General features: G+C 60.5%; 14 protein-coding genes, 1 tRNA gene, 2 pseudogenes and 1 riboswitch. Of the genes and pseudogenes, 3 read left to right on the top strand and 14 right to left on the bottom strand.

All coding sequences use genetic code 11. The features are described from left to right. Nucleotides 1-279 precede the first annotated feature (279 nt). Nucleotides 280-1050 carry a trans-aconitate 2-methyltransferase gene (gene tam / locus ACA062_RS25825; RefSeq protein ID WP_497453581.1) on the top strand — a complete coding sequence of 257 codons (771 nt, stop codon included), beginning with the start codon at nucleotides 280-282 and terminating at the stop codon, nucleotides 1048-1050. Nucleotides 1051-1336: 286 nt separating this feature from the next. On the opposite strand, the gene ACA062_RS25820 is transcribed toward tam, so the two are convergent. Next, entirely contained in the window at nucleotides 1337-1606 is a 270-nt protein-coding gene (locus ACA062_RS25820; protein WP_307327516.1) for a short-chain dehydrogenase, read from the bottom strand. Between the two features lie 425 nt (nucleotides 1607-2031). Between ACA062_RS25820 and ACA062_RS25815 the strand changes: the two are divergent. Further along, nucleotides 2032-2279 (top strand): annotated as a pseudogene (locus ACA062_RS25815) (AbrB/MazE/SpoVT family DNA-binding domain-containing protein). 18 nt (nucleotides 2280-2297) lie between these two features. On the opposite strand, the pseudogene ACA062_RS25810 reads toward ACA062_RS25815, so the two are convergent. The 13 genes and pseudogenes from ACA062_RS25810 to ACA062_RS25750 form a co-directional block, all read right to left on the bottom strand. Next, nucleotides 2298-2519, bottom strand: a pseudogene (locus ACA062_RS25810) (helix-turn-helix domain-containing protein); the annotation flags it as partial. Between the two features lie 555 nt (nucleotides 2520-3074). Next, a tRNA-Gly gene (locus ACA062_RS25805) sits at nucleotides 3075-3148 on the bottom strand. Between the two features lie 181 nt (nucleotides 3149-3329). Further along, on the bottom strand, nucleotides 3330-4214 hold the full coding sequence (locus ACA062_RS25800; protein WP_497453580.1) for an alpha/beta fold hydrolase: 885 nt from the start codon (nucleotides 4212-4214) through the stop codon (nucleotides 3330-3332). A 312-nt stretch (nucleotides 4215-4526) separates the two neighbouring features. Beyond that, on the bottom strand, nucleotides 4527-5219 hold the full coding sequence (locus ACA062_RS25795) for a pseudouridine synthase (RefSeq protein ID WP_497453579.1): 693 nt from the start codon (nucleotides 5217-5219) through the stop codon (nucleotides 4527-4529). 56 nt (nucleotides 5220-5275) lie between these two features. Next, the gene (locus ACA062_RS25790) at nucleotides 5276-5473 is read right to left on the bottom strand and encodes a cysteine-rich CWC family protein (protein ID WP_497453578.1); all 198 of its coding nucleotides are present in this window, start codon (nucleotides 5471-5473) and stop codon (nucleotides 5276-5278) included. A 6-nt stretch (nucleotides 5474-5479) separates the two neighbouring features. Then, complete coding sequence (locus ACA062_RS25785; protein ID WP_497453577.1) at nucleotides 5480-6967, bottom strand: sensor domain-containing diguanylate cyclase; 1488 nt, start codon at nucleotides 6965-6967, stop codon at nucleotides 5480-5482. A 190-nt stretch (nucleotides 6968-7157) separates the two neighbouring features. Next, nucleotides 7158-8936 carry an allophanate hydrolase gene (gene atzF / locus ACA062_RS25780; protein ID WP_497453576.1) on the bottom strand — a complete coding sequence of 593 codons (1779 nt, stop codon included), beginning with the start codon at nucleotides 8934-8936 and terminating at the stop codon, nucleotides 7158-7160. Nucleotides 8937-8961: 25 nt separating this feature from the next. Continuing rightward, on the bottom strand, nucleotides 8962-12594 hold the full coding sequence (gene uca / locus ACA062_RS25775; protein ID WP_497453575.1) for an urea carboxylase: 3633 nt from the start codon (nucleotides 12592-12594) through the stop codon (nucleotides 8962-8964). Nucleotides 12595-12913: 319 nt separating this feature from the next. Then, nucleotides 12914-13555 (bottom strand): urea amidolyase associated protein UAAP2, encoded by a 642-nt coding sequence (locus ACA062_RS25770; RefSeq protein ID WP_497453574.1) that lies wholly within the window; start codon nucleotides 13553-13555, stop codon nucleotides 12914-12916. Nucleotides 13556-13566: 11 nt separating this feature from the next. Further along, nucleotides 13567-14292 carry an urea amidolyase associated protein UAAP1 gene (locus ACA062_RS25765; RefSeq protein WP_497453573.1) on the bottom strand — a complete coding sequence of 242 codons (726 nt, stop codon included), beginning with the start codon at nucleotides 14290-14292 and terminating at the stop codon, nucleotides 13567-13569. Nucleotides 14293-14304: 12 nt separating this feature from the next. Next, the gene (locus ACA062_RS25760) at nucleotides 14305-15093 is read right to left on the bottom strand and encodes an ABC transporter ATP-binding protein (protein ID WP_497453572.1); all 789 of its coding nucleotides are present in this window, start codon (nucleotides 15091-15093) and stop codon (nucleotides 14305-14307) included. 19 nt (nucleotides 15094-15112) lie between these two features. Continuing rightward, the gene (locus ACA062_RS25755) at nucleotides 15113-15928 is read right to left on the bottom strand and encodes an ABC transporter permease (protein WP_497453571.1); all 816 of its coding nucleotides are present in this window, start codon (nucleotides 15926-15928) and stop codon (nucleotides 15113-15115) included. Nucleotides 15929-15943: 15 nt separating this feature from the next. Continuing rightward, nucleotides 15944-17011 carry a putative urea ABC transporter substrate-binding protein gene (locus tag ACA062_RS25750; RefSeq protein WP_497453570.1) on the bottom strand — a complete coding sequence of 356 codons (1068 nt, stop codon included), beginning with the start codon at nucleotides 17009-17011 and terminating at the stop codon, nucleotides 15944-15946. A 63-nt stretch (nucleotides 17012-17074) separates the two neighbouring features. After that, nucleotides 17075-17175: riboswitch (guanidine-I (ykkC/yxkD leader) on the bottom strand. Between the two features lie 265 nt (nucleotides 17176-17440). Here ACA062_RS25750 and ACA062_RS25745 point away from each other — a divergent pair. Next, nucleotides 17441-17689, top strand: a complete 249-nt coding sequence (locus ACA062_RS25745; protein ID WP_497453569.1) for a hypothetical protein — start codon at nucleotides 17441-17443, stop codon at nucleotides 17687-17689. The last annotated feature ends 44 nt before the right edge of the window (nucleotides 17690-17733 follow it).

Raw genomic sequence — 17733 nt, 5'->3', positions numbered from 1 at the left:
ATGCAGCGGTCAGGTCTTCTTGGCTGCGTATAGGTTTAATATTCATCACACGGTCTCCGCGTTGATCGTTCCAGTGCAATGTAACGGTTTGCGAGGGTCTTGAAACCGAATAGCAGATGTGCAATCCGCAAAACCGGCCTGTCAGGCCGGTTTTTTCAAACGGGATGGTCCAGCGGACCTTGCTCTGTCATCGACATATACATCTTCAGGAAGCCAGAACGACTGCCGCGCTGTATCTTGGTGACCCGTTTTGCACAAACGCGCCGACAGGAGAACGCAATGAGTTGGTCCGCCAGACAATACGTCGCTTTTGAAGATGAACGCACGCGCCCGGCCCGTGACCTGCTGGCGGCCATTCCCGGCAATGACGTGCACTCGGCCATCGACATCGGTTGCGGCCCCGGTAATTCGACCCAATTGCTGGTGGAACGCTTCCCCAACGCCACAGTGCGAGGGCTGGACAGTTCGACCGACATGATCGAAGCCGCGCGCAAGCGGTTGCCGCAGGTGCAGTTCGATACCGCTGACATCGATACCTGGAGCGAGAGTGGTCCCTTTGATGTGATCTTTGCCAACGCGGTGTTGCAGTGGCTGCCTGACCACGCGAACTTGCTGCCGGCATTGGTGAACAAGCTGGCGCCCGGCGGCAGCCTGGCGATCCAGATGCCGGATAATCTGAATGAACCGTCGCACCGTCTGATGCGCGAAGTGGCAGCCGATGGACCGTGGGTTGGCAAACTCGCAGGTGTCGCCGGACAGCGGACAGAAATGGAAAGTGCCAGCACTTACTACTCGATGCTGCGTCCCCACTGTTCCCGGGTTGATGTATGGCGCACGACCTACCACCATCCGCTCGCGGGCGGCGCTTCAGCTGTGGTTGAGTGGTTCAAGGGGAGTGGGTTACGGCCGATTCTCGAGCCGCTGGATGAGGCGGAGCGGGCGCAGTATCTCAAGCAATATCAGACGGCCATCGAGCGGGCCTATCCTGCGCTGGCCGATGGCTCGGTGCTGCTGCCGTTTCCGCGGTTGTTTATCGTCGCGACCCGTTGATACCCGTATCTGTAGGAGCAAGCTTGCTCGCGATGGACGTCAACGATAACGCGTATTTTCTGAATGAACGCGTCGCCTTGAGACCATCGTCGGAACGCCACTTGTTACCAGAGGCGACACGGCGCAGCAGCCGGGTTTAACCGATGCAGGGCGATGGCTTGGTGCTGCTGCCGTTTTCTCGGTCGTTTAACGTCGCGACTTGCTGGAGTAAAAAAGGACAGGTGACGTTAAAGGTCATCTGTCCTTTTTATTGGTGCGTTATCGCATTAGTCGATGCTTGATGACGTCAAGCCGGTTCGGCATCCATACGTCGCGCAACGACATCCAGAACATCACAACCATCGCGCAAGGGGATACAGCAAAGCAAGGCGAAATCACTGAGAATCACCGAATCAGTGGAGATGTCGCCGCGCATCGCGAGGTTTTCCAGGACCTGTGTCACCGCACCAATTCTGTAACGGGCGGTGCTGAGCAGTGAGTGCAGCGGTTGGGTGGTGTTTACATACAGCGAGGGAAGGTCGTCGGCGTTGCTGGTTAAAGCCATATATTCTTTCATGAGTGATTTACCGTTTGTAGGTTGAAGACCTACCACTCAATCGTCGCCAAACAATTGGGTGGTAGCTGTACGCAGGTTGGCGAACCGGACAACGGTAAAAACCGGCAGACCCGAAGGTCTCCCACGCACAGCCACCAAAAAAAGCGCAGCAAAGTGCAGTCAGAAGCTCCGAATAAACTCGGTGGTTTCTGAATCGTTGTCATCGAGTCGCCAAACCCGATACGCCATGTGGACGCGGATCGGACTATAGGCCTCGTGACAAAGGCACAGCAATGCTCAAGTCTACGGACAATTCCCAGAGTAGTGTAGGACGTTGCCTTTTTGAGAATTGGCGCCGTTCTAATCCAGCATGGCCACGGTTATCTTGTAATCTTGAGCCGGCTAAGAATGGGCTGAGTTACGGTTCGTCGTTATTGGAGGTGAATATGGAAGTGAAAATTCAGCAGTGGGGCAATAGCGCGGCGATCCGTCTACCTTGCTCAAGCAAATGAGCGTGGTCAGCGGGGATTTGCTAGCGCTCAATGTGTCTGCCGAAGCGATGACGCTCAAGCCTGCGAAAGCCGAGAGACATTACCGATTGGCCGATCTGATGGCGCAATGTGATTTGTCTGTGCCAGAGCCAACAGACCTTGCTCCCTGGAATACAATGCAGCCTGTAGGCCGCGAAGCGTGACGATTGCCAAATTTACCCGTCGCCTTTTTCGTAACCTTGCTGATCCATGCGGAATCCGGTGGCCTCAATCGGATCGGAGAGCGGCATTGGATAATGCTCGTCTTCGTACTTTTCGATGAGCAGCGCCAGTATTTCCAACTCATCGCCCTCAGGCGAACCGATGTCTGCCCCCCACAATTGCTCAACGCGAGCACATGCAGCGGTCAGTTCTTCCTGGTTGCTAATAGGCTTGATGTTCATCAAACGGTCTCTGAGTTGATCTGTCCATGATGGGTGATTCTCGAACGCGGAACGCATGGCCTCCACGACGCGTTTCGCCATGCCCTCATCTTCAAGCTGCGGATACCCTTTCTTAAGCTTGCCGGGGTTCGTCATACCCCGTCAGTAAAGGAAGCGCTGCAATTCTCGCGAGGGTCTCGAAACCGACTTGCATTGACGAAATCCTTTATTGGGGCGAGAAAAACGTTACCAGAACGTCGATCTTATGCGAAAACGTTAATTTTCGTAGGCGGTAAAATGTTAATGCTGGTTGAAATTTGATACTGGAAAGATGATTTTGAAGAAAAACGCTATCAGATCTTGGAGGCGTTGCCATAGCCCCGGGAGGACTTCCCCCTCGACCCGCGGAAAATGGCGAAGGGACGGACAAATGAGGGCAGTTATTTATCAAGAATGACCGCATTCCCTACGAGCCCAATCCCACTAAATCCCAGACACAAAAAAACCGGCCATCAAGGCCGGTTTTTTCTTTACCTGCATCCCCCGTCAAAAAACGACGTGAGACTGAAATTCGATTGGAGCGGGTGAAGGGAATCGAACCCTCGTTATCAGCTTGGGAAGCTGGAGTAATGCCATTATACGACACCCGCTCAGAGCGGCTGACTTTGTACCAGATGTGCGCATGGATTTGAAGTTTTTCTTTGTGCGCGTTGCATTTAGCATCGGATAAATCAAAACAGGGACCGCGTGACGGTCGTTCGCGGGCAAGCCACGCTCCTACAGGAATGCATTCAACACTGTAGGGCGGGGCGTGCTCGCGATGACGCTGTTTCAGATGGCCCGTGCATGTTGGTCCTGGACGTAGTGGTACCGCGGTCGGCTCGCCTGTGGCGCCGGTTTCAGGAAGCCCAGCAGTGCGTTGCGGCTGTCTCGGCAGGCGGCTTTGTGTTCCATGTCGAGAAAGTGGCCGGTGGCCTGCAGGGTGCTGAAGGTGGCGTCCTGCACGTGGTTGGCAAATAACCGGGCGCCATCGGCGGCGGTGTATTCGTCCCATTCGCCGTTCATGAACAGCACCGGCACCTTGATTTTCTGCGCAGCCTTGAAAAAGCACTGGCGATCGCTGTGCAAAAGGTCGCTGATGTGGAAGTGCATCTGCCCGTATTCATGCTCGGCCAGGGAGCTGACGTGCCGATAGTTGAAGCGCTTGAACAGGGTCGGCAGGTGTTTGCCGATGGTGCTGTTCACCAGGTTGCCGACCCGGTCGCCGTCCCGGCTGCCGAGGTAATCGATGCCGCGCTCGAGGTAGTCGAGCATGTGCGAGTTGATCTCCGGCGAGAAGGAGCTGATCACGGCTTTTTCGATGCGCCGCGGCTGTTGGGCCAGGGCGACCAGGGTCGCGGCGCCACCCCAGGAAAACGACAGCACGTGTTCGGCGGCGAAGTGATCGATCAGCTCCAGGAGGATCTGCCCTTCGATTTCCTTGGTCAGCAATTTCTCATGCAGGTTGTGGGCTTTCGACTTGCCCGCGTAGGGCTGGTCGTAGCAGACCACGTTGAACTGCGGGTGCAGGTTTTTCACGGTTTGTGCAAACGACGCAGTCGTGGCCATCGAGCCGTTGACCAGAATAATGGTCTTCTCTGCGGCGTCTGCGCGATAGAACTCCGTGTAAACCCGATACTGACCCTGTATATCCAGCACAGCGATTTCTGGCCTCATGTCATAAGACTCCAAGCAAGCGGGTATGAGCGCAAATGAGATTGCACGAGCTTTGTGACAGGTAGGCATGCGCCTGGAAATTTGGAGCCCATGTCGATCCAATGCAGTCCGGTCGACGGGTATTGTTATTGGCGGGCAGTCTGCCGGGGGACAGCGGAACCTGAGGGTTCTCTTCCGGCAAAAAGTTTCTTAGAAGTATGTTGTGACTCGTCGGTCACATTTCGGCCGACGTCCTGATTCAAGCAGGGGTCACGTCCTCGCGCAAGTATCTTTCGTGAATTGTTCGACAACTTCTGCTGAGCGGTCGTGCGCTTAGAACAAAAGGATCTCTTCGGTGCACAACGCGCGGTACTCGCCCGGTTTTAGCGCATTGTCGAGCGCCAGCGGGCCCATGCGTTCGCGGTGCAGGCGCAACACTTTGTTGTCGAAGTGGCCGAACATCCGCTTCACCTGGTGATACCGGCCTTCGACGATGCTCAGACGTGCGGATTTCGGCCCGAGCACCACCAGATCGGCGGGTTGGGTGACGAGGTCTTCGAACGCGAAGTACAGGCCTTCGGTGAAGGTGATCGCGTAGTCGGGACCGATGTCCTGTTCAGTCTCGACGTAATAGACCTTGGGCAGTTTGGTCTGCGGTTGGGTCAGGCGTCGTGACCAGCTGCCATCGTTGGTGATCAGCATCAGGCCGGTGGTGTTGTAATCCAGGCGCCCGGCGATGTGCAGCTCGTCCTTGTCCGGTTCATCGATCAGGTCGAGTACGGTCGGGTGTTCCGGGTCGCGGGTGGCGCTGACGCAGCCGGCTGGCTTGTGCAGCATGAAGTAGCGGGCGGGCTTGCCGACTTGCAGTACGTCCTCATCGACCTCGACGCGGCTGAACACCGAGACCTCGGCGTGGGTGTCGCTGACGATTTTTCCGTCGATCCTGACGCGCTTTTCCACCAGCAACAAGCGCACCTGCTGACGGTTGAAGCGGGGCAGGTTGCTGAGGAAACGGTCAACGCGCATGACGGCAATCAATGGAGAAAGGGACGCGTATCTTACGTGATCGACAGCACGGTTGCTTACCCCAGCTGTGCCTCGACCTGGGCGCAGCGGGGGCACAGGCAGGATGTGTCGCGCAGTTCCGGCGGCAGCGCTTCGAGCACCGCCGGGTCGATGCTGACGCCGTAGCACCAGCAGGCTCGATCGGCGGTTCGCGGGTCGGCCAGGGTGCAGTCGTTGGAGGCGCCGCAGGCCGGGCAGAAATCTGGCTTGTTCATGTAGGACTATGCATAACTGGAGTGAGGCATTTCCACGCAGGTGCGGTTACGACCGGAATGCTTGGCACGATACATCGCTTGATCGGCCCGCGACAGTAGCGTGTGCAAGGTGTCATCCACTTGCAGGGTGGTCAGGCCGATGCTCACCGTCAGGCGCAGTTGCTTATCGTTGTAGGCATAACGCTGTTCTTCGACATGCAGGCGGATCTTCTCGGCGATCATCTTGCCGGTGTGACCGTCGGTGTCCTTGAGCAACACGATGAATTCTTCACCGCCCCAGCGGCAGACGATGTCGGAGTGCCGCAGGCAACTCTCCAGGTCCCGTGCGAAGCCGATCAGCACCTGATCGCCGGCCAGATGGCCGTAGGTGTCGTTCAAGGCCTTGAAGTGGTCCAGATCCAGCAACAGCGCGGTCATTGGCCTGGGCTCGCGCCGGGCTTCGTGCATGGCTTGCGCGGCCAGCAGGTCGAAGCCGCGACGGTTTGGCAGTTCAGTCAGGCTGTCGAGGGTTGCCTGAGTCTGGATTTTGCCCTGATAGCGCTTGATCACCCGGTTGAGCAGGGCCAGTACGCTCAGGGTGACGATCAGGCAGATCAGCAGGTTGAGGTACAGCGACTGGCGAATCTCACTGAGGGCGCCATCTTCGCGCTTGTCGACGAACAGGTACCAGTTCAGCTCCGGAATGAAGCGCACGTTGAGGAAATGGCCCTGGCCCTGGAAAGAATATTCGTAGCTGCCGCTGTGGGGGTTGGGCAGTTGGCTGACCAGGCCCTTCATGCTGTCGAGTTCGCCGAGGGTCTGTCCGACCCGTGCGCCTTGCGGTCCCCCTTCGGCGCCGGTGAGCACCAGGCGCCCGTAGGTGTCGACGAAATACACGCTGCGCTGATAGCGCTGCTGGTATTTGTCGATCAGCTTGATCACCGCATCGACCGTCAGGCCGACACCCGCCGCGCCGATGAAACGGTTGTTGTAGTCGTAGACCTTGTAGTTGATGAAGAAGGTCAGGTTGTCCTTGTTGGCCAGGTCCGGGTCGAGATTGATCTCATAGGGATCGGCCATGTCGCGTACGCGGAAGTACCAGGCGTCGCGGGGCTCATCGACTTTGACCTGCTTGAGCACGCCTTTGGCGTGGTAGTAGGTCAGCGTGCCGTTGGAGACGAAAAACGCGGTGTAGGCGCCGTAGTGGGTCATGACCTCGTCGAGGTAGCGGGTCATCTGCCCAGGGTCGTTTTCGCCATTGACCACCCAGTCCCGCATGAAGGTGTCGCGGGACATCATCGAGGAAATCAGGATCGGTCGGACCAGGTCTTTCTGGATTTCCGAGTAGACCGTGTCCGACGTCAGCGGCAATTCGGTATTGACGATACTGTCGCGGATCGACGCCCGCGAAGCGTAGTAGCTCAGGAAGGAGGTGGCCAGGAATCCTGCGCCCAGCAGCGCGATCAGCGTGAGCACCAACGAACGTTGCGAATACAGCGGCGAGCGAAGCGGCATGGCGATTCCGTTGCAGTAATCCGATGGCAAGCATTCTAGTGGCACTTTGCGGAAATAACTGCGGGATTTGTGGGGTGAATCGGTATGGATCACGGACGGTGGCGCCTGGGCTGACGTCATCGCGGGCAAGCCCGCTCCCACAGGTTCTGCGCGGACCCTGTGGGAGCGGGCTTGCCCGCGATTTGTAAGATCAACGCCGATCTTTCAGGTACGCCCGCCACCCGCCCAGATGACTGATATCCACCGCCCCCTCCAACCCATACGCCTCGCAGATAAACCCGCTCTCCCAACGCCCGTCCGCCAGTTGCACCTTGCCCAACCCCAGCGGTGCCGGAATCCCGGTCAGGAACGAACCCAACTCACTGCTCGGCAGTTCCCAGACTTCCACGGCGATTGCGACACCACCTTCCTTCACCCGAACCATCCCGGGACGCAGCGGTGGGCCGCCAGCTAATGCATACAACTGGTAGTCAGGTGAGCTGAACGTCGTCTCGACCAACCGAGCCCCGCGCCGCTTCAGTTGCCAGTTCAGCGCCAACCCATCCAGATGCGCACCACACACCACCAACCGCGCACGATCATTGCGCGCGACTGTGGTTGGTGCAGAGGTCGCCAAACCTTGCCGGCGCTGCAGTGCATCCGCCACTCCCAACAAGTACTGATCGGTAAACGCCCGGCCGAACAGCGTTACGCCCCATGGCAGGCCGTTGCCCATTAAGCCGGCAGGCACGGCGACGGCGGCATAATTGAGCAGGTTCATGAAATTGGTGTAATAGCCCAGTTCCGAGTTGCGCAGCACCGGTTCGGCCGCCAGTTCCTTCAGTGTCACCGGGCGGCCGATGGTTGGCGTGAGCACGCAATCGAGTCCGTCCAGCGCCTGGTCGCACAGTGCCTTCAAGGCTTGCAGGCGATATTGGGCACGGAAGGTTTGCACGCCGCTCACCGCTGGTGCCTTGGCCAGTACCGCACGAATCACCGGCAGCACGGCTTCGGGATTTTGCTCCATCAACTCCCCGGCAACGCTGTAGCGCTCGGCCACCCAGGGCCCGTCGTAGAGCAGGCGCGCCGCTTCCAGGAACGGCGACAAATCCAGCGCCACCGCCTCACCGCCCAACGCCTTGAGCTGATCGATGGCATCGGCGAACAACAACGGACCTTCAGGGCAACCGAAGAACTCCAGGTCTTGCGTACGCGGCACGCCGAAACGGAACGGACGCGGTGTACCGAACGCCGAACCGTCATTCCACAGCGGATTGCTACGGCTGTATTCATCCCGCGGATCGAGCTGCGCGGTGAGCGCCAGCAGTTGACTGGCTTCCCGGGCGGTGGCGGTAAAGGTCGTGACGCAATCGAGCGTGCGGCAGGCCGGCACCACGCCCGCCGTGGAGATCAACCCTTTGGTCGCTTTCAGCCCGACCAGATTATTCAAGGCCGCCGGCACTCGCCCGGAACCTGCCGTGTCGGTGCCCAGCGCAAAACTTGCCACACCGAGCGCCACCGCCAGCGAAGAACCGGCACTGGAACCGCCCGAGGGGTACTCCGGCAACACACTGTTCGGACACGCGCCAAAGGGTGAACGACTGCCGTTGAGGCCAGTGGCGAACTGATCGAGGTTGGTCTTGCCCAGAGGAATAGCGCCCAGGGCGAGCAACTGCTCGACGATGGTCGCCGAACGCTGCGGCACGTAGGCAAACGCCGGGCACGCTGCTGTGGTCGCAATGCCCGCCAGGTCGATGTTGTCCTTGATCGCGAACGGCACGCCGTACAGCGGCAGGCTGTCCGGGTCACAACCGTCGAGGGCGGCGAGGTAGGGCTCCAGTTCTTCGACACTGAGCAAGTGGATGAACAGGTGATAGTCCGGGTTCAGCGCCGCGGCTTTCTCGCGCAGGCTCGGCAACAGTTGCCGAGGTGTGGTGCTGCCGTCGCGGTAGGCGCTACGCAGGGCATCGAGTTGCAGATTGATGTTCATCGGTTTAATCCTTTTCAAAATGGGTTCACTCGAGTTCCAGCACCACGATGCGCTGCCCGGCACGTACCGCCGACCCCGGCTGTCCGCGAATTTCGCGCACCACGCCGGCCATCGGCGCGAGCAGGGGGATTTCCATCTTCATCGACTCCAGAATCACCAGCACATCACCGGCGGCGACCCGGCTGCCGGCCTCCACCTGAACCTGCCAGAGGTTGCCGGCGATGTGGCTGTCGACGCTCTGTTGACCACTGGCCAGCGGCGCGTCTGCGGTGGTTTCCGGAGCCGGCTCCTCGCTGTCGAAATGTGCCTGGCCGCTGGCGATCCAGCGCTCGCGTTCGGCGTTGAACGCGCCTTGTTGCTGATCACGAAACGCGGCAATGGTCTCGGCTTCTTTGGTCAGGAAGGCCTGGTAATCCGCCAGGTTCAGTTGGCTGTGTTCAATGTTCAGATCGAAGCGCCCCAAGGGAAAGTCCCGGCGAATGCGCAGCAATTCTTCGGCGCTCACCGGGTAGAACCGGATCTGGTCGAAGAAGCGCAGCAACCACGGTTTGCCATCGAACGCCGCGACCTCACGGTAGCGATTCCACATCTGCAAGGTACGACCGACGAACTGATAACCGCCGGGGCCTTCCATGCCGTACACGCACATGTAGGCGCCACCGATGCCCACCGAGTTTTCCGCGGTCCAGGTGCGGGCCGGGTTGTACTTGGTGGTGACCAGCCGATGGCGCGGATCGAGCGGGGTGGCGACCGGTGCACCGAGGTAGACGTCGCCCAGGCCCATCACCAGGTAGCTGGCGTCGAATACCGTGCGCTGCACCTCGTCGAGGTTCGGCAGGTCGTTGATGCGGCGGATGAACTCCAGATTGCTCGGGCACCAGGGCGCATCCTTGCGCACGGTCGTCATGTATTTCTCGATCGCCAACTGACAGGCCGGATCGTCCCAGGACAGTGGCAGGTGGACGATGCGCGAGGGCACTTGCAGGTCCGTGGCGGCACATACGGCGTCCCATTCGCCAGCGACGATGCCGAGCAGATCGGCCAGCGGCAGTTGTTCGGGTTGGTAGTGCACTTGCAGCGAGCGGATGCCTGGGGTCAGGTCGATCACGCCGTGCAGGTGCTTGCTTTCCAGGGCTTGCATAAGGGCATGGGCGCGAAAGCGCAGGACGAGGTCCAGCTCGGGGGCGCCGATTTCCAGCAGCAGGTGCGTATCGCCCGACAGCCTCGCCACCAGCCGAGTATCGTCCTGACCAATATCCAACATCACCGGCGACACAATCCCCTGTAGGAGCTGGCTTGCCAGCGAAGAAGTTGACGCGGTGTCTGGTAGGGCCCCTTCGCTGGCAAGCCAGCTCCTACAGGTCCCCCATTTCAGGGCAAGATTGCGGGCGGCCTTTAGATCGACTGGGAAGAACTGCACCTTGTCGCCAGCCTTGAGCTGCCCCAGCTGCCAAAGATCCGCCTCGATCACTGTTACCGGGCAGACAAATCCGCCCAGGCTCGGGCCGTCGGGGCCGAGGATTACCGGCATGTCACCGGTAAAATCCACCGCGCCGATTGCGTAGGGATTGTCATGAATATTCGACGGATGCAATCCCGCCTCACCACCGTCGGCGCGAACCCATTCCGGCTTCGGCCCGATCAGTCGAACACCGGTGCGGCTGGAGTTGAAATGCACTTCCCACTGGGTGGCGAAGAAAGTGGCGATGTAGTTTTCGGTGAAGTATTCCGGCGCGCCGTGGGGGCCGTAGATCACCCGGATCTGTCGCACTGCGGGCAACCCGGTGATCTGTTCTTCAGCCAGGTGTTGCCCGGCGCCAACGTCACTCAAGGCCGGAACATGCAGCACATCCCCGGCTCGCAACGCTCGGCCACCATGCCCACCAAACTGGCCAAGGGTGAACGTGCTTTTGCTACCCAGATAATCCGGCACTTGCAGGCCACCGCGCAGGCACAGGTAGCTGCGAGCGCCAGCACCGGCAATCGTGCCAAGGCTTAACGTGGCGCCTGCCGGAATCAGCAGCGCCGTATTCATCGCTACGGATTCACCGTTCAAGGTCAGTGGAATCACCGCCCCGGTCACCGCTATCACCGCATCGCAATTGAAGCGCAGCAAGGGTCCGCTCATGGTGATTTCCAGCGCTGCCGCACCTTCGTCGTTGCCCAGCAACAGGTTACCCAGTCGCAACGCGCGGCTGTCCATCGGCCCCGACGGCGGCACGCCCACCGCCCAGTAGCCGAGGCGGCCGGGATAGTCCTGAACGCTGGTCTGGGTGCCGGCGCTGAGCACTTCGACAGTGTTGGCCTGATAGACCAGACCTTCCAGGCAGCGGGTCCATGGCTGACCGCTGGCGAAGGGCGTATCGAGCAGAATCTGGCGCAGGTAATCGCGATTGGTTTCCACCCCGTAGAGCAGGCTGTCGCCCAACGCCTGATGCAGATCGGCGCGGGCCTGTTCGCGGGTCGGCGCCCAACTGATGACCTTGGCGATCATCGGATCGAAGTACGGTGGAATCTCGCAACCGGCTTCGACCCAGGTGTCGATCCTTAACTGTTTGCCATCGGCGACAGGAAAATCCACGGCCGTGAGCAGGCCGGGGCTCGGTTGAAAATCCCGGCCCGGATCTTCGGCATAGAGCCGTGCCTGAATCGCATGACCGTCAGCTTTCAACCCTCGGCTCAACTCGCTCAACGGTGGTAGATCACCGGCTGCCAGTTGCACCATCCAGCGCACCAGGTCCACGCCCCACACTTGCTCGGTGACGCCGTGCTCCACCTGCAAGCGGGTGTTCACTTCCAGAAAGTAGAAGCGCTGATCTTCACTGTCGAAGACGAATTCCACAGTTCCGGCGCTGCGGTAATTCACCGCTTTTGCCAGTTTGATCGCCGCCGCGCACAGCGCTTCGGCCATGCCGTCGGGCAGGTTCGGCGCCGGGGTTTCTTCGAGGACTTTCTGGTTGCGGCGCTGCACCGAGCAGTCGCGCACGCCGAGGGCAATCACTTCACCGTGGCCGTCGCCGAACACCTGGACTTCCAGATGCCGGGCGCGCTGGATGTACTTCTCGATGAATACACCGGCGTCGCTGAAATTGTTCTGCCCGAGGCGTTTGACCGCTTCAAAGGATTCGTTCAGTTCGGCTGCGCTGCGGCACACGCGCATGCCGATGCCGCCACCGCCCGCGGTGCTTTTGAGCATCACCGGGTAGCCGACCTGTTCCCCTGCGATCAAGGCGGCGTCGAGGCTGTCGAGCAGTTCGGTGCCTTCGAGCATCGGCACGCCGTGTTGCCTGGCCAGGGCACGGGCGGTGTGCTTCAGGCCAAACACGCGCAGTTGTTGTGGCGTCGGGCCGATGAAGGCGATACCGGCCGCTTCGCAGGCTTCGGCGAACGCGGCGTTTTCCGAGAGAAAACCGTAGCCCGGATGAATCGCCGTGGCCCCTGTGGATTTGGCGATGGCGAGGATCTTGTCGACCATCAGATAGGTGCCGGCCGCGGCGCCGTCACCCAGGCTGTGGGCCTCGTCGGCCTGCAGGATGTGCAGGCTGGCGGCATCGGCTTCGGAGTAGACGGCGACGCCTGTGACCTGCAATTCATGCAGGGTGCGCAAGATGCGGCAGGCAATGGCGCCACGGTTGGCAATCAGGACTTTTTCGAACATGGCAAAACCCCCGGAGGCGATAGCGCATCAGCCTCGACCTGGGATGCGGGCCGTCCCGCAGTTTTTCGATGGGCGCCGGGGTCGTCCCCGGCGGCAAAATCAATTTTCTTCAGAACACCATCGCCCACTGTGGGAGCGGGCTTGCCCGCGATGAGGCCAGCACATTCGACATTGATGTCAACTGACACACCGCTATCGTCGGAACGCCGCCCGGGGCAAGCCCGCTCCCACAGGGTTCAGTGGTGTTCTTACTGCTTGAGGCATTGCCCGGAGCGGGCCTGGCACAGGGCAAACAACCATTTACGCAACCGCGCCAATTTCAGTTCCATACCAACACCTCCGCCGGCGTAGGGTTGTAGGCATTGCACGGGTTGTTCAATTGCGGGCAGTTGGAAATCAGCACGATCACGTCCATCTCCGCCCGCAGGTCGACGTACTTGCCCGGCGCCGAAATCCCGTCTTCGAAGGTCAGGCCGCCGTCAGCGGTGACCGGTACGTTCATGAAGAAGTTGATGTTCGGTCCGATGTCGCCTTTACCCAGTCGCCCGTCGTGGACGCAGGCGCGCAGGTAGTTGTCGCGGCAGCTGTGCATATAGCGTTTCTCCAGTGCATAACGCACGGTATTGCTCTCCTGGGCACAGGCACCGCCGAGGGTGTCATGCCGGCCACAGGTGTCGGCGACGATGGTCAGCATCGGTTGGCCGAGGTTGGAATAGAGCACGCTGCCGGTGCTCAGGTAGACGCTGTTCTGCCGGCGCAAGGTGCGTTGCACGTCGTAGCGTTCCTTGGGGTTGGCGACGCTGTAGAACAGGGTGTCGACCGCCTGGTTGCCTTCCAGGTCGAGGATGCGCAAGGTCTGGCCGGCCTTCACCTCCATCAGCCAGGGTTCGCCGGCAGGGATGGTGGCGCGGTAGACCGCGGTTTCAGGCAGCTGTTGAACAGTGGCGATGGCAAGTGACATGGCAGCGATCCTCAGGCGAACAGGCGGTCGGTGTTGATGAAGCCGCGCTCGTTTTCCGGGCGCGAGGTGCGGCAGTGTTCGGCGACGCTGGCATCGGCGTTCATCCAGCTGAGCTTCAGGGGTTGGGGGGCGTATTGCGGTGACGGGTCCATCGGGTGTTGCAGGGCGGTGAGCACCACCAGCGTGTCCATCGGCGCATACAACTCGATGTAATCGCCGGCCCGGGAGTTGCCTTCGACGAAGTGGAAACGTCCGGCCTCATCGACGTTCACCCGGCTGAACAGGTTGAGCGTCATCAGCAGATCGGACAGGCCCAGCCCCCATTTGCCCAGCTCCACCAACAGGTTGTCGGTGCCGTTGCGGAAGAAGCCGTTGCGCAGTTCCTGATAGCGGCCCTGACCGTATTTTTGCGCGACCTCTTCAGCGCACAGCACACCACCGAGGCTGTCGCTCCAGCCGCAGGTGTCGGCGGTAATGGCCGCCAGCACCCGGCCCATGTCCGAGTACAGGCAATGGCCGGTGGTGAGCTTGGCGGTGTGCTGGCATTTGAGGCTGTCGGGCAGGTTCAGGCGCTCGGTTTTTTCGTTGGCGTTGAGCAGCGTCAGGCTGACGTTGGCACCGCCGCGCAGGTCGGTCAGGCGCAGCAATTGGCCGCGCTTCAATACGAAAGAACGATGACCGCCGCCGGGGAGCATTTCTTCGGCGAAGGGTAGGAACAGTTGGGTCGAATCCGTCATTGCAAAATTCCTCTAAGCGATACGAAGCGTGCCCGCCAGTTGAGGCGGCAGGGCGTCGACGGCCGCGCGATTGACGCGGCGGTCGCTGTTCAACGGGATGTCGTAGGTGATGCGCGCGCCATAGGCGCCGGGGGCGTGCGGGTCGAGGCGGACCTTGTCGAATACCAGCAGACGCGTGCCAAGGCTGAAGCCTTCGGACAGGTCGTGGGTGACCATGAACACCGTCAGTTGCGTCTCGCGCCACAGCTCCAGCAACAGCCCGTGCATGTCCTTGCGGATGCCTGGATCGAGCGCGCCGAAGGGTTCGTCTAGCAGCAGCACCCGGGGTTTCATGATCAGCGCCTGGGCGATGGCCAACCGTTGCTGCATGCCGCCGGACAGCTGCGCCGGGTACTTGTCCAGCGCATGCCCGAGGCCGACCTTGTGCAGCAGCACCGAGGCTTGTTCTCGTGCGTCTTTTTTAGCGTTGCTGAATAACCGCCCGAGCCATGGCGAACGCGGCAGTTCGAGACCGAGGGCGACGTTGTCCAGCACGCTCAGGTGCGGGAACACCGAGTAGCGCTGGAAGACCACGCCACGGCTGGCATCCGGCTCGCCGGCCAGGGCCTGGCCGTCCAACAGAATCTCGCCGCGACTGGCGCGTTCCTGGCCGAGCAGCAGGCGCAGGAAGGTCGATTTACCGCAACCTGACGCGCCGACCAGCGTGCAGAACTCGCCCTCGTTGACGTTCAGGTTCAGCCCTTCGAGCACCACCTGATCAGCGTATTGCTGCCAGACATTTTTCACGGTGATGAAGCTCATGCGCGGGCTCCTTCATAACTCATTTAGGGGCACCTTCATGCCAGGGGAAGGCCCGTCGGGTCAGGCGCTTGAGGCCCCAATCCATCAGCCAGGCGAGCAGGGTGATCCACACCACGTAGGGCAAGATCACGTCCATCGCCAGGTAGCGGCGCACCAGGAAAATCCGGTACCCAAGGCCGTCGGTGGAGGCGATGGCTTCGGCGGCAATCAGGAACAACCAGGCCGAGCCGAGCATGAGTCGCAGCGAGATCAACAGGCGTGGCAGCAATTGCGGCAGCACTACCCGCAGCATCAAGGTCCAGGTCGAAGCCCCGAGGGTCTGGGCCTTGATCAGCAACTCGACCGGTATCTCCCGGGCACGCTGTTCCAGATCCCGCGCCAGGCACGGGGTGATGCCGATCACGATCAGCATCACTTTCGACAACTCCCCCAGTCCGAACACGATGAACAGAATCGGCAGGATCGCCAGCGGCGGCACCATCGACAGCACCGTCAGCAACGGCGACAACGGCGCGCCGAACAGCGGCAGGGTCCCGGCGGCGATACCCAGGCACAGCCCGGCCAACGCGCTGATGCCCAGGCCGATGGCCAGCCGGCGCAGGCTGGAGGCGGTGTCTTGCCAGAGCAGGTAGTCACCGGTGCGGGTGTCGGCGGTGAACGCCAGGCGTTTCACCGCGTCGGTCATCTGCACCGCGCTTGGCAGCAGCTTGTCGTTGGGGTTGTCCGTCAGCCGCTCGGCCGAGCCCATGAAGTAGGCGAACAGCACCAGGGCGAATGGCAGGATCACCAACAGCAGGCGACTCGGGCGATCCGGGTGGCGATTGATCAGGCGCATGGCCAGTCCTCCTGTTTACAGCTTGGCGTCGGCAGCCATCTGCACGAAGGTCGGGTCGAAGCGCAGCTTGAGGTTGCCCTTGTCGCCGCTGGTCACGCCGTTGGCGAAGGCCATGCCGACGGCGCTGGTGTCCTTGGCGCCTTCACCCAGCAAGCCATGCTGGAAGGAAAACTCGGCGACCTTGCGCATGGTTTCCGGCAGTTGCTTGCTGGTGGAAAACGCGAGGGCTTCTTTGGGCGTGGCGAACAATCTGGTGGTGTCGAGTTGCGCCTGGAAACCCGCCAGATCCGTGCCCGAGGCTTTGGCCATGTGCTCCAGGGCGGCTTTGCTGGCGGCGTTTTTCGCGTTCATCAACTCGACCACTTCGAACCAGGCGCCGGTCAGCGCTTTGCCCAGGGCCGGGTTGTCTTTGAGGGTGGCGCTGTTGACCACCATCATGTCCATGATTTCGCCGGGGATCTGGCTGGAGTTGAAGACTTCAGTCACGCCGGGCTTGGCCTTGATGTCGGAGAGCATCGGGTTCCAGGTGGTGACGGCGTTGACCTGATCGGTGTTGAAGGCGGCCGAGATGTCGGCGTCAGAGGTGTTGACCACTTTCAGGTCTTTCTCGGTGAGGTCCACCGAATCCAGGGCCCGGGCCAGCAGGTAGTGGGACACCGACAACTCCACCAGATTGACGTCCATGCCCTTGAGGTCGCCGACTTTCTTGCCATCGCCCTTGAGCACGATGCCATCGTTGCCATTGGAGAAGTCGCTGACGATCAACGCGGTGCTATCGACGCCACCGGCCGCCGGAATGGTCAGTGCGTCCATGTTGGTCATGGTGCAGCCGTCGAACTGGCCAGCGGTGTATTGATTGATCGATTCGACATAATCGTTGAGCTGCACCACATCGATCTGGATGCCGTACTTTTTCGCCCATTTGTCGACGATGCCCTGGCTGCCTGCGTATTCCCAGGGCATCCAGCCGGCGTAGATAGTCCAGCAGACGCTGAAGTGGTCTTTCTGGGCAGCCTGGGACGAGAGGCTCACACAGGCTGCGAAGGCAGCGGCGAGCAGGGCGGGTAATCGAAGTCGGGACATGGGATAGTTCTCCAGTTGATCAGGGGCGGGCAGGAGTCAACGCGGCACCGCGAACGGTGGCTTGTCTCCCGGGCTTTTGTCCCGCCGTGTAACCTCAACTGGAGGTCGCCAACTCTCGGACCAGCCACTCGCCTTAGCGAGCCGGAACCCTAGTCAGCCATTGCAAATTGTGGTGCCGCGAACCTGTGATGACTCCTGCACGTCTTTGCTAAAGCGAGAGCCGTGCCAAGTTGGCTGGAGCGCTCTAGGCCGCAGGAAATAGCAACAGTCGCTGTGGAAAAGGGAGGGGGATTGCCTTGTGATGGTGCGTGAGTGCACTGCAATGGAACGTGCTGGCCGCTGATCTGAAGGTTCTTTGCAGGGCGCACTCGGTTCAGGTTTTCAAGTCAAAACAGATGAGTGTTGTCGCGGGTCTTCCCGGAGGCCGTCATGCTCCTTCAGAAAAAGCTCCATCCACTACTGATGAGTGCGTTGCTGGGGTTTGGCCTGTCTGGCTGTTACTACTACACAGGTGGGGCCGATGTGTATCCGGCGCCCTATTACTACCCCGGTTACCACTCGCCTTACTACGCACCCGGTTATTACGACCCGCGCGTCTACGGGGGCTATCGCTATTGGTACTTCGGCGGTCATGGCCCGCGGTATTACCATGGCGGATATCACCACTGGCACCGTTGATCGGCAGGTGAATGATGAAAAACCTTTCATCGGCGACTTGTTTC

Source organism: Pseudomonas sp. LBUM1679 (assembly GCF_059695565.1).
This window is presented reverse-complemented; position numbering and strand designations above follow the sequence as displayed.

What these genes read in the sequence shown, in the direction of transcription:
- tam (WP_497453581.1), top strand. Translation starts at nt 280, where the DNA reads ATGAGTTGGTCCGCCAGACAATACGTCGCTTTTGAAGATGAACGCACG.
- ACA062_RS25820 (WP_307327516.1), bottom strand. Translation starts at nt 1,606, where the DNA reads ATGAAAGAATATATGGCTTTAACCAGCAACGCCGACGACCTTCCCTCG.
- ACA062_RS25800 (WP_497453580.1), bottom strand. Translation starts at nt 4,214, where the DNA reads ATGAGGCCAGAAATCGCTGTGCTGGATATACAGGGTCAGTATCGGGTT.
- ACA062_RS25795 (WP_497453579.1), bottom strand. Translation starts at nt 5,219, where the DNA reads ATGCGCGTTGACCGTTTCCTCAGCAACCTGCCCCGCTTCAACCGTCAG.
- ACA062_RS25790 (WP_497453578.1), bottom strand. Translation starts at nt 5,473, where the DNA reads ATGAACAAGCCAGATTTCTGCCCGGCCTGCGGCGCCTCCAACGACTGC.
- ACA062_RS25785 (WP_497453577.1), bottom strand. Translation starts at nt 6,967, where the DNA reads ATGCCGCTTCGCTCGCCGCTGTATTCGCAACGTTCGTTGGTGCTCACG.
- atzF (WP_497453576.1), bottom strand. Translation starts at nt 8,936, where the DNA reads ATGAACATCAATCTGCAACTCGATGCCCTGCGTAGCGCCTACCGCGAC.
- uca (WP_497453575.1), bottom strand. Translation starts at nt 12,594, where the DNA reads ATGTTCGAAAAAGTCCTGATTGCCAACCGTGGCGCCATTGCCTGCCGC.
- ACA062_RS25770 (WP_497453574.1), bottom strand. Translation starts at nt 13,555, where the DNA reads ATGTCACTTGCCATCGCCACTGTTCAACAGCTGCCTGAAACCGCGGTC.
- ACA062_RS25765 (WP_497453573.1), bottom strand. Translation starts at nt 14,292, where the DNA reads ATGACGGATTCGACCCAACTGTTCCTACCCTTCGCCGAAGAAATGCTC.
- ACA062_RS25760 (WP_497453572.1), bottom strand. Translation starts at nt 15,093, where the DNA reads ATGAGCTTCATCACCGTGAAAAATGTCTGGCAGCAATACGCTGATCAG.
- ACA062_RS25755 (WP_497453571.1), bottom strand. Translation starts at nt 15,928, where the DNA reads ATGCGCCTGATCAATCGCCACCCGGATCGCCCGAGTCGCCTGCTGTTG.
- ACA062_RS25750 (WP_497453570.1), bottom strand. Translation starts at nt 17,011, where the DNA reads ATGTCCCGACTTCGATTACCCGCCCTGCTCGCCGCTGCCTTCGCAGCC.
- ACA062_RS25745 (WP_497453569.1), top strand. Translation starts at nt 17,441, where the DNA reads ATGCTCCTTCAGAAAAAGCTCCATCCACTACTGATGAGTGCGTTGCTG.